Below are 10,614 nucleotides of genomic sequence, written 5' to 3'. Positions count from 1 at the left end.
CCGCCGCCATGCTCATGCTACGCCGTTTGGCTCGGTCAGCGTGAGTTTCGAAACCGACTCTTAGTTGCGGCTGCCAGCAATTTGCGGCTCACCGATAAGGACGAGGTTGGCCAAGGCAGCGAAATCGCTGAAGTGTTTTTGTATGGAATTATGAAAAATCGCTACAAGGCACTGCCGGTCGTACCGAAGATATTTTATAAACAGAATGTCCAAGACAATGCCAAGGGCGCTGACAGCGTCCATATTGTAATTGATGAAAGCGGTGACGATTTCTCGCTTTGGTTTGGTGAAGCTAAATTCTATAATTCGATCGCAGATGCGCGATTAGATTCAGTGATTGCTTCGGTTTACGCAAGCCTTGCCACGGGTAAGCTGAGAAAAGAAAATGCCATCATCACGAACGTGTCGGACCTTGACCATCTTGTACTAGCTGAGCCACTACGCAATAAAATAAAGGCGGCATTGAGCAGTCAAGTGTCCATTGATCACCTGAAGCCAAGAATTCATGTACCAATTTTGCTTCTCCACCAGTGCGCTGATACTGCGGCATGCGCGGAGCTATCTGACGAATATAAGAAGCAGATTTTGACCCACCATATTGATCGTGCTGAATCCTATTTTTCAAAACAACTGGCTGGATCAGCGCACGTACATAAGTACAACGATATCAAGTTCCATCTTATCCTGTTTCCGGTTCCAGATAAAAAAATGATAGTCGATGCCTTTGTTGGGGCAGTGAGCTACTTCAAGGGTGCTGCCTGATGGAGCTATTTTCGGCATGCTCTGAGGTTAATGACCTCATTGAGCGCGGGAACGACCTCGCTGCTCGCAATATGCTTATTAAGCTATTGGGAGATTTGGACAAAGATAGCGTTCCATATCCTCAAGTTCTCAACCAACTTGTCCGGTCAACGGGCCTGTTTCCGTACTTGCAGCTTGAAAATGCGTCATGGGATCAGAAGTTTGTCTATCAGGCCTTCGCAGTTGACGTCGGCAATAGAACTGCAACCCTCCATCGAGAGCAGGCGACTGTTCTCTCTAAGCTCCTGGGCGGTACTAGCATAGCGGTCAGTGCGCCGACAAGTTTCGGCAAGAGCTTCATCATTGACGCTTTTATTGCAGCAAAGCGGCCCAAAACCGTCGTAATTATCGTGCCGACGATCGCATTGATGGATGAAACACGGCGCAGGCTATATAAAAAGTTCTCGCGAGAATATGGAATAGTAACTGCCCCTGACGCTCCGCTGGAAGAACGAAACATCTTGATCTTCCCCCAGGAGCGCGCGTTTGGTTACGTCAAGCGGTTGAGCAAGATTGACCTTCTTGTCATCGATGAGTTCTACAAGGCAAGCGTCGCTCATGATAAGGATCGCGCGCCCTCTCTCATCAAGGCAATTATCCAGCTGTCTCGAAAGGCTGAACAGCGTTACTATCTTGCGCCGAACATTAAAAAATTGGCGGATAATGTGTTCACCCGGGACATGGAGTTCCTAGAGCTCCTTGATTTCAATACTGTATTCTTAGAGAAGCATGAGATATATAAACAGCTCGGGAAAGATATTGAAAAGAAGTCTGAGGCACTCCTTGCAATCATTTCACCTAGGACCGAAAAATCCTTAGTCTATGCCGGGACATATACTGAGATAAGGAAGATCGCCGCTTTGGTGATCAGCAAGATGGACAGGGTTGACCGTCCACATACCAATCATTTTGCTCGCTGGCTTCGAGACAATTATCAGCAGAATTGGGCTATGGCCGACCTCGCAGAGCGAGGTGTCGGTGTCCATAATGGCCGTATGCACAGGTGCTTAAGTCAGCTGCAAGTCAGGCTTTTCGAGCATGAGAAGGGCTTTGATAGTATCGTGTCGACCTCTTCCATTATTGAGGGTGTCAACACTTCTGCTCAGAATGTAGTGATTTGGAAAAGTAAACTTGGGCAAAATAATCTCAAAGATTTCACTTACAAGAATATAATTGGTCGTGGTGGTCGGATGTTCAAGCATTTTGTCGGCCACATTTACCTGCTTGATTCACCGCCGGCGCAAGAGGATACGCAGCTTCAGATCGAGTTTCCTGACACCGTGCTTGGCGGCCTAGATGAAACGCAGGATCGCGATAGCCTCACAGAGCGGCAGATCGAACGGGTTCTGGAATACAAGCGCCAGATGTCAGATATTGTTGGTGCAGACAATTTTGCGCGGTTGAAGCGAGACAATCTCCTACAGGATAGCGACGCAGATTTCCTCCTGAGGCTCGCGACAGACATGCGGGATGATCCCGATGACTGGAAAGGGTTCGGTTACCTTAACTCGAATAGGCCGAGCGAATGGGAGCGCATGCTCTACAAGATCATCTCTTTGAAACCCGCAGGATGGGATACGCAGCACTCAAAAATTGTAGTGGTCACGAAAGCTTTGGCATCAAATTGGAATACTGATATTCCGAATATTCTGCGGCAGCTCTCGGTTCACAATATCGATATTGAGGAATTTTTCCAACTTGAGAGGACAATCACTTTTAAACTATCCGCACTCCTTAGTGATGCTAATGAGCTTTATAAGATGATTATAAATTCTTCTGTGGATATTGGTGGTTTCATCGGAAAGGTGAGCCACGCCTTTCTGCCTCCTGCAGTGCATCATTTGGAAGAATATGGATTGCCGCGGATGATATCGCGTAAATTGCACCGTGCCGGCTTTATCAATTTCCTGCAGACCGATCTGGACCTCCGCGATGCGCTGAATGCAATGCGCGCACGCGGCCTCGACGCCGCCATGAAGGTCGAAGGTATGACCGTATTCGATCGATACATCCTGCGTGTGTTTTTTGATGGGATAACACCGGAGGAAGCGACCTCAAACGCGGAATGAAGCTGCTGCATCGCCTCAATGGGCACTCATTGGGGCTTATTTTGCTGGCTTGGGTCACAGCAATCGAAGCGACCAGATAGTCGAAATGGCGAGGGGACGGCGTGCAGTTAGCGATCATCGACGATGAAAGGGTTGAGCCCTTTCCTGGTGGGCAAGGTCGCTGCCCAACCTGCGGAGCGGAGATGATCGCAAAGTGCGGCCCCCGCGTCGTACATCATTGGGCTCATGCAGGCCGCCGGAACTGCGATCCTTGGTGGGAGAACGAGACCGACTGGCACCGAGAGTGGAAAAATCACTTCCCTGTGGATTGCCGCGAGGTGTCTCACACCGCGCCTGACGGGGAGATTCACCGTGCGGATGTTCGTACCAGGACTGGCATCTATATAGAAATACAACATTCGGCGATGACGGATGCCGAGCGCCTTTCTCGTGAAGCGTTCTACCAGAACCTAGTCTGGGTCGTAGACGGACGCGGCTTCCGTAAGAATTTCGATTTGTGGCATCTTCTTCCCGACCCGCACGCCCCTATTTCTGCCGATCTAGTCTGGTATCAGGCTCAAGGTGGGATGTCGGGAGCGAATGACGGGATGTTCTGGAGGCGTTCGGAGAATCCCGGAATAGTGCCTGGAGGTGGCGGCATGGTTCTTGTGCATCCGCTCCGAGAAATCGAACGAGAGGTCGTCGAGAATCACAGAGGGCATCAGCAATACACATGGTCTCGACCCCGAAGCACTTGGCTCTGCGCGACTTGCCCGGTCTATATCGATTTTGGTGACGAGTGGCTTTTTCGGTTGGAGCGTTACGATAGTACGGGTTTGCGGTGTGTGCTCCGCGTGTCGAAAGCCGAGTTTCTGCAGGACCTAATGGCCAAAACGCGGGCATGCGACATCGCAAGTCGCGTGGACCGTCCAGAATGACCGCGTCCATCACCAAGGACGGCCTTGATGCACTGCGCGCAGAATTGAGCCTATCCGAGATTATGAGGTTGATTGAGCGCACAGCCCGCTGGGTCGATCCAGAGACCTTCAGGCTACTGCCAGTCTGGTATCCTGAGTATCGCCGTCGTGGTCTTTTCTACAAGAGCGATTGGTCGGAGCCTCAGCTAAACCGGAACAGGGAGACCGGCGTTACGATCCATAAGTTCGAGGGGAATAGGTATGCCAACAGAGCGCTAACCCACGCGTTGGGTTTGCGTAGCGATGATCGCCCCAACTGGTCATGCTGTCATATTTGGGGCGTCGATGACGTGACCTATGCATCGACCAATTTAGTTGTCCAAGATGCACGCTACTATTCCTGCGTGGCAAATATGGTGTTGCTACCAACCCCTCTCAAGGCGTTTACGGACGTGATGCCTGCAGTTAAGGCGATGTTGCGGGCTTGTGCCTTCCACACTTATGCCTGGCGATGCGAACATGACGCGGTATCGAGCATAGAGGTTCTGGCGGCCGGGCATGATAATGCCTACCCTACGAGTTGGCCGAATGACCACCGGGGCGGGTTGCCGCTCGGGACGATGGAACTCACACCAGCCATAAGACGAGATGCATCTCGCCGTTTGGATCGGATCCGCCGTGATCTTTTAGAAGCGGGCGAATATTATCCGCGCGAGCAGGTTCGGGCCGTGGCTGAATACTGGAAGATTGCGATTTGATCCCAACCGAAGCTCTGTTTTCAGGAGTTGGCAATGTTTTACATCACCCGCAAAGATGACCGGCCGGACGGCTATGTTGTTCTTTCGGAGTCGAGGGATTGGGAGCGCTGGCTGGCGCGAAATATTCCTACGCAGTTGAACGCGCATGTTAGGCGCTGCTTGATCTCCAATCTGAAGCACCTGATGGTAGGACTGGAAGTTAAGACTGCGCTCATCAATGCTCATCATTTTCGCGGACCGGGTGATGCCTCAGTTCTCTTCGAGCCTTATTTCCAGAACTTGATACTGGAGTTTTGCGTATCAGCCTTTTCGATCCTTGAAGGCATCGGGGCCGCGCACTGTCTCCATCAGACGGGTCGGGATGGCGCGGGTGCACCGCGGATTGATCGGAATGATTGGATGCCATCCCTGCGCGCCATTTACGATGCCACTGGTGAACTGGGCCTCCAGGAGGCTGTCGCGCGAACTCTCATGGTAAGAGATAAACTGCATCAAGATCGGCTTGGAGCTCGCGCCGACATAGACTGGCATTCGCTTAGCTATGATGCTGCATTTTCTCCTGCGAGCGCAGCGATACGGATACTCCTCCGGCAGGAAGCTGGGTTAGTACCCGGCACATCGAACCTGCATGTTGAACTCGATTGAGCCCTCGAGGCCTCAAAGAAATCCCGTTCGACCGGCTGGTTGGTTCTACGATTCATTGTCCATCGTCCATGAAGCCGATTTCCCTACGCTAACGGGACACAACCCTGTTTTCCGATGATCAATCAAATTTTCCGGCTCTCGCTTCTTCATGCAGCGCATCGACAATGAAGCGCAGCTTCGGGCTCAAGTGTCGCGTCCCTGGCCACACCGCGTAAACGGGGACCGGCGGTCCTTCGAATTCGTCGAGCACGACGACAAGGTCGCCGGCTTCGACGTGATGCCGGACAATAGAGGACGGCATTTGCCAAAGGCCCGCGCCGGCCAAGGTCATCGACACGATGGCGTCACCATCGCCAACTTCATGGGTTGCAGGGGGCGAGACTTTCGTCTCCCTGCCGCCCTGCATCATTGTCCATTGCAGTGGGGAGCCAAGCTACGCTATGAGGGCGACATGACCCCGCCGTCGCTGGAAGGCACGCTGCAGTGGCCGGGCTTCTACGGTGGCATGAACTGGGGTTCGGCGAGCGTTAATCCCACGAACGACTACCTGATCGTGAATGACATCCGCCTGGCACAGATCCTTCGCCTCGTACCTCGTGCTGAAACCGACCAAATCATCGCGTCGGCAAAGGGCGGCGGTGGCGCCGGCCATGACGGCATCAACCCGCAAGACGGAGCACCCTATGGCGCGCTCCTGACCGGTTTCATGTCGCCGCTCGGCGTTCCTTGTCAGAACCCGCCCTTCGGGACCATGACCGCGATCGACCTGAAGACGCGTGAAGTCGTCTGGCAGAAGCCTTTGGGAACGACCGAGGATACCGGTCCCCTCGGCATCAAAACGCGACTGCGCGTGCCGATCGGAACGCCCACGCTTTCGGGGGCGCTTACCACCGGCTCTGGCCTGATCTTCTATACCGGGACGACTGACTATTACCTGCGGGCGATGGACGTACGTACAGGCAAGGAACTGCTGGCCAAGCGTATTCCGGTCGGAGGGCAGGCAACGCCGATGACCTTCGTATCTCCGAAGACGAAGAAGCAGTATGTTGTCGTGACGGCAGGTGGCGCTCGTCAGTCGCCAGATCGAGGTGATCTTGTGATCGCCTACGCACTGCCAAACTAAAGGCGTAAAGCCGAAGCTGAAGTCGGGCGGTAACTAGCAATTTGGTTGCCGCCCGGCTGAGGGCACCAGGCGATTTCTCCGGGCCGGTCCCAGCGAAATTGCTGAGCCGTGCGCACGCACTAGACTGGTTCACATCCAATCGTCGCCGGCGACGCCTCTCAAAGGTTCGTCATACGATTGCGTCGATCCCGATGGTTGAACCAAATTGGAAAACGTCTCGGGGGAAACGTCCAGTTGGAAATCTGAAATGAACCGACGGATCGCAGCCTCATCCGGAGATCGTCTGTGAAGATTGAGGCCGCTTTTTGTGTAGTTTATGTAAAGAGAATAATAACTATCAAACCCAGCCATTTGGGCGATGAAATTATGGCACTGCGATAGCTTTATATCGACGCCATTGTCTCTGACAATATTGCGGATTTTCTTTGAAGACTTCTTCAACCTGTCTAGGTCGTACATTTTGGGTATCCTTTACATACGGGTTAACAATGCGAAGGAGGGCCGAGAATCCGCAAAATTTCTGATGCAAGCGAAGAAAAATCGCGTCCCGTGGAGCGCTCAAGATAAATGGATTTAGATCTTCATTACTCTGTCACGAATGCAACACGAGAGCTGCGCTTCAGCAGACGGTAGCGCGTATTGTCCGTTTGCACGATTGCGCCCTCGGCGATCGCGCTGGGTGAAGAACGAACCGGGGAGGTGCAAACGCATCGGCCATCGGGGAACCGCTGCCGGCGATCATTTGAAATCAACCCCACGAGCCGGACTTGGGGCCGAGCTCGATCAAAACATGCTGTCGAGTAGACGGGCGTCCAATCATCGAGGTCGGCGTCATATTCGACAGTCTTGAAGCTGTGGTTCTTACCCGCGCTAGACATTGGTCGACGATTTCGGATTATTGGGGGGCTTTCGGGCGGCTTCGCCAAGAACCCTAGCAACCAACGCCCAAGGACCATCCCCTCGCGGATGAGATGCGACCGTTACACTTCGGACGAAACTCGGCACGCCAATTATTGGCGTCGCCCTCTGGGTGACGGAGGCTGCATAGGCGCCGACATCCGCAACGGTGCCGACGTTGGCTACATCCATGCGACCGATCTCAAAAGCAGCCTGTTCGTCACCGCCCGGCCAAATTTCTATCCGCACGACCATCATCCCGGAATGACGTCGCTGAAATTCTTTGGCGGTTTTGCTCGCTTGAAATCCGGAGCAAATAGCTCTGCTGTGACTTGCCGGCGAAATTCGCGAAGGGTGCGAAACGCTTCCAGCATGGCGATAATTTGCCCCTCTGCGGAACTCTCCGTCCATCGTCGCAGGAAGGTCTTGAAGCCGATGCCTTCAGCCACCTCAATGCGAAGATCGTCAAAGAGTGCATACGCGTCGCCTACCGCGCGAAGCCAAGAAGGCTTAACTTGGGCCTCCTCATGGAATGATGTCTCTGGGCTAGTACGTGGTCGATAGTCGGTCTTCTCTATGACCACGCCGCGGAGGCGCCGATTGAGGGCGTTCGCGGCATTCCGATAGAGACGAAGCTTTTCCGCCTCACTTGTCGGACTGGCTTCTAGGTTCTTCCACTTAATGGTGATGGTCCCAGAAGTTACGCTTCCAGCATCGTCAAGCGTCCCCCAACTGATTTCCGAGACGAGCCGCTGACTGTTTTTTCTCACAGCTATGAGGCCGATCTTTGCGCCCGGAGGCAATCCTCCGACCCAATCCGGTCTGAAAGGCGACGTCACGTACGCGTAACTTAGAAAGTCGGTCTTCATCGCGTGGACCTGAGTGTGCGGCACGTCGCCTCAGGCATCAGGAATACCAAGCAGGAGGAGCGCCGCCACGATGCATGTGCAAGGCGTTTGTCTTGAGAAGTGTCCGCGACGAGATTCAAATCGAGCCTCCCACAAATTTCCGGTGCGTCGGCTTTTCGAAGCGATGGCCGACATTCGCTACGGCCCACGATGAGCAGCACGATGAATGACCCTTCCCAAACGAACGTGGGCGTGAGGCTATTCTCTAGGAAGTGTCGTTCTGACCTGCCTATCGAGCGTGCTAACACATAGCGCCATATATGGCGTGGCTATATATGGCGTTGCCGTGATTGCAAGTATTTCGTTGAACGGCCAGGTGTACAGCACGGCCCAAAAGAAACTCGCGGCGACCATTCGCAGCCTTAGAGAAGCCAAAGGCGTTTCTCAGGAGCGATTCGCGCAACTCGCAAACGTGGAGCGCGCACGTTACGGACGTATCGAGCGAGGGGAGCTCAACATCTCGCTCAACGTCCTATTTGCCTTAGCGGCCGGCTTGGGAGTGAAGCCTTCCGAGATCCTCGGAGAAATCGATCTCACAGATTGTCAGCCTGATTCGGTTGACCTTGCACCTGAAGACTCCCGAGCATAGCTTGATTCTACGGGCTGAGCGGGCCCGGCGCAGAGCGCCGGGTCCAAGGTTCTCTCAGCTTCGGTGGCGCATGGCAGGGTGATGCGCCGTGCTGAGTTGAAGGCTCAGCGCCTCACCCTGCCTTACTCGAAGTTGGCCGGGGGACTGTGCCAACGGAAGGTGAAGTGATTCGCGGGAAAAAGCGTGTGACCGGAAAAGCGTTCAACATGTGGTCCCTTGCGCTGCTCACCCGCATGTTCGCGCAGCAATGCAACCTTGAGCCGGGTGAGGCCGTTTGGATGGGCGGCGATGTCCATCTCTACCTGAACCACGCGGCGCTGGTCGAAGAGCAGCTCTCGCGCCGGCCCGAAGGTACGGCCCATCTGGAAATCGCCCGCAGGCCCGATTCGATCTTCGACTACAGGATCGAGGATTTCGTGGTTTCGGACTACGCGCCCCAGGCGCATATCGCCGCTCCGGTGGCCGTTTGAGGAAGTTTGAAAGCTTCTTCACGCTGGATTGACATTACCGGAGTTTGAAATAATATGACTTCACCGTGGAATTTTGAAACGCTCTAGGTTTGTCCCTTTTTCCTAGCGCGGATCGATCTCTCACGGCCCGGAAAGGCGGGAGAGGATAACCAGAATGGCCGAAGGCCCGGTTCGTACAGGTAAGCCGCGCGGCAATTTGCCGCCACTCGATCTCTATGTCCCCGAACCGAGATATCGGCCCGGAGACACGGTAGACTACTCTCACCTGCAAATCCCCGAACCGGGCCTTCTGGCCCGGCCGGACGAGGCTTGCGAAGCCAGCGAAACCTGGCCGCTTACGCTCGACATGGTCCGCGTGCTGGGCGACGACGATCGCGCCGTGGGGCCGTGGAACCCCCATCTCGACCCGGAAACCCTGCGCCGGATGCTCGCCACGATGGCGCTGACCCGCGCGTTCGACGACCGGATGTATCGCGGGCAGCGGCAGGGCAAGACCAGCTTCTACATGAAGTCCACCGGCGAGGAGGCGATCTCCATCGCCTGTGCCCATGCCCTTGCGGCGGATGACATGGTGTTTCCCAGCTATCGCCAGCAGGGCATCCTGATCGCGCGCGGCTATCCGCTGGAGGAGATGATCAACCAGATCTACTCCAACCGCGCGGACCGCCTGAAGGGCCGTCAGTTGCCGATCATGTATTCGGCGAAAGACTATGGCTTCTTCACGATCTCCGGCAATCTCGCGACCCAGTTCCCGCAGGCGGTGGGCTGGGCCATGGCGAGCGCGATCAAGGGCGATACCCGCATCGCCACCAGCTTCGTGGGCGAAGGCTCCAGCGCCGAGGGCGATTTCCACGCGGCGATGACGTTTGCGGCGGTCTATAACGCGCCGGTCGTGCTCAACGTGGTCAACAACCAATGGGCGATCTCCAGCTTCTCGGGCTTTGCCGGGGCGGAGCGCACGACTTTCGCGGCGCGCGCGGCGGGCTACGGCATTGCCGGGCTGCGGGTGGACGGCAATGACATCCTTGCGGTCTATGCCGCCATGGAATGGGCCGCCAACCGCGCCCGCGCCAACAAGGGCCCGACCCTGATCGAGCACTTTACCTACCGCGCGGAGGGCCATTCGACTTCGGATGACCCCAACGCCTACCGCTCCGCGCGCGAGGCCGAGGACTGGCCGCTGGGCGATCCGATCATGCGGCTCAAGAAGCACCTCATCGCGCTTGGCGAATGGTCGGAGGAGCAGCACGAGGCGATGGACCGTGACCTCGCCGAGCAGGTCAAGGTGGCCACCAAGGAAGCCGAGAAGAACGGCATCCTCGGGCACGGCCTCCATCACCCGTTCCACACGATGTTCGAGGACGTCTTCGAGGAATTGCCCTGGCATCTCCAGGAACAGGCCGAGCAGGCGATCCGCGAGCGACAGACCAAATGGCCGGAGTGGAAGGAGTGAGGACC

The 10,614-nt window shown here is 55.2% G+C and carries 10 protein-coding genes and 1 pseudogene; 8 read left to right on the top strand and 3 right to left on the bottom strand.

The window, feature by feature from the left end; genetic code table 11:
- The 4 genes from NTCA1_RS21985 to NTCA1_RS21970 form a co-directional block, all read left to right on the top strand.
- A partial coding sequence (locus NTCA1_RS21985; protein WP_159831847.1) for a DUF1837 domain-containing protein occupies nucleotides 1–762 on the top strand: 762 nt, incomplete at its 5' end.
- The gene (locus tag NTCA1_RS21980) at nucleotides 762–2,870 is read left to right on the top strand and encodes a DEAD/DEAH box helicase (protein ID WP_201282567.1); all 2,109 of its coding nucleotides are present in this window, start codon (nucleotides 762–764) and stop codon (nucleotides 2,868–2,870) included. The genes NTCA1_RS21985 and NTCA1_RS21980, both read left to right, overlap by 1 nt.
- 913 nt (nucleotides 2,871–3,783) lie before the next feature.
- Nucleotides 3,784–4,524: a hypothetical protein gene (locus tag NTCA1_RS21975; protein ID WP_236549518.1), complete on the top strand. Its 741-nt coding sequence runs from the start codon at nucleotides 3,784–3,786 to the stop codon at nucleotides 4,522–4,524.
- A gap of 33 nt (nucleotides 4,525–4,557) precedes the next feature.
- A complete protein-coding gene (locus NTCA1_RS21970; protein ID WP_159831846.1) occupies nucleotides 4,558–5,169 on the top strand; it encodes a hypothetical protein in 612 nt (203 codons plus the stop codon).
- A 118-nt stretch (nucleotides 5,170–5,287) separates the two neighbouring features.
- On the opposite strand, the gene NTCA1_RS29170 is transcribed toward NTCA1_RS21970, so the two are convergent.
- Complete coding sequence (locus NTCA1_RS29170; RefSeq protein ID WP_374705213.1) at nucleotides 5,288–5,575, bottom strand: LysR substrate-binding domain-containing protein; 288 nt, start codon at nucleotides 5,573–5,575, stop codon at nucleotides 5,288–5,290.
- Between NTCA1_RS29170 and NTCA1_RS21960 the strand changes: the two genes are divergently transcribed.
- Complete coding sequence (locus NTCA1_RS21960) at nucleotides 5,471–6,292, top strand: quinate/shikimate dehydrogenase (pyrroloquinoline-quinone) domain protein (protein ID WP_374705212.1); 822 nt, start codon at nucleotides 5,471–5,473, stop codon at nucleotides 6,290–6,292. The genes NTCA1_RS29170 and NTCA1_RS21960 overlap by 105 nt on opposite strands.
- A 129-nt stretch (nucleotides 6,293–6,421) precedes the next feature.
- On the opposite strand, the gene NTCA1_RS21955 is transcribed toward NTCA1_RS21960, so the two are convergent.
- Complete coding sequence (locus NTCA1_RS21955; RefSeq protein ID WP_159831844.1) at nucleotides 6,422–6,751, bottom strand: hypothetical protein; 330 nt, start codon at nucleotides 6,749–6,751, stop codon at nucleotides 6,422–6,424.
- A gap of 692 nt (nucleotides 6,752–7,443) precedes the next feature.
- Nucleotides 7,444–8,058 carry a hypothetical protein gene (locus NTCA1_RS21950; RefSeq protein WP_159831843.1) on the bottom strand — a complete coding sequence of 205 codons (615 nt, stop codon included), beginning with the start codon at nucleotides 8,056–8,058 and terminating at the stop codon, nucleotides 7,444–7,446.
- Between the two features lie 325 nt (nucleotides 8,059–8,383).
- Between NTCA1_RS21950 and NTCA1_RS21945 the strand changes: the two genes are divergently transcribed.
- The 3 genes and pseudogenes from NTCA1_RS21945 to NTCA1_RS21935 all read left to right on the top strand — a co-directional run bounded on the left by NTCA1_RS21945 (nucleotide 8,384) and on the right by NTCA1_RS21935 (nucleotide 10,609).
- Nucleotides 8,384–8,686 (top strand): helix-turn-helix domain-containing protein, encoded by a 303-nt coding sequence (locus NTCA1_RS21945; protein WP_159831842.1) that lies wholly within the window; start codon nucleotides 8,384–8,386, stop codon nucleotides 8,684–8,686.
- A 191-nt stretch (nucleotides 8,687–8,877) separates the two neighbouring features.
- A pseudogene (locus tag NTCA1_RS21940) lies at nucleotides 8,878–9,156 on the top strand (thymidylate synthase); the annotation flags it as partial.
- 154 nt (nucleotides 9,157–9,310) lie between these two features.
- Entirely contained in the window at nucleotides 9,311–10,609 is a 1,299-nt protein-coding gene (locus NTCA1_RS21935; RefSeq protein WP_159831841.1) for a 3-methyl-2-oxobutanoate dehydrogenase (2-methylpropanoyl-transferring) subunit alpha, read from the top strand.
- Nucleotides 10,610–10,614: the final 5 nt, after the last annotated feature.

The organism is Novosphingobium sp. TCA1, from assembly GCF_009811895.1.
GTDB lineage: Bacteria > Pseudomonadota > Alphaproteobacteria > Sphingomonadales > Sphingomonadaceae > Novosphingobium > Novosphingobium panipatense_A.
Note: the sequence above shows the minus strand (reverse complement) of the source record. Positions and strands in the feature narration are given on the sequence as shown.